The sequence below is a fragment of the Cupriavidus sp. SIMBA_020 genome, assembly GCF_046535395.1.
GTDB lineage: Bacteria > Pseudomonadota > Gammaproteobacteria > Burkholderiales > Burkholderiaceae > Cupriavidus > Cupriavidus campinensis.
Genome location: NZ_JAWRWU010000273.1, coordinates 1 through 316 on the forward strand (window position 1 = coordinate 1; position 316 = coordinate 316).

General features: G+C 68.0%; 1 pseudogene. It reads right to left on the minus strand.

The window, feature by feature from the left end:
• Positions 1–316: pseudogene (locus SB751_RS29170) on the minus strand (hypothetical protein); the annotation flags it as partial.

Consider the following 316-nt stretch of genomic DNA (forward strand, 5'->3'; position numbering starts at 1 on the left):
GGTCCATACCTCGCGCTTCATCAGCGGGAAGTACGACGTCTCGACCGGGCGGCCGAAATTCACGAGCACGTCGGTCTTGGTCCACTTGCCGATTTCCGCGCGATAGAACTCGCTCGGCTGCAACACCTGGCGCACGTTGATGATGCGGTGGGCCGCGTCGACATCGGCCGCGACGGTGATCTCGCCCATCGGCTGGGTCGGCCACATCAGGCGCTTGCCGCCGTCGGGCAGGTCGTAGACTTCGCGCGGCGGGCCGAAGCGGGCGATCACGGACTGGGCGTCGTCGCCCGCGTGGAACTGCTGCCAGGGCTGCGCG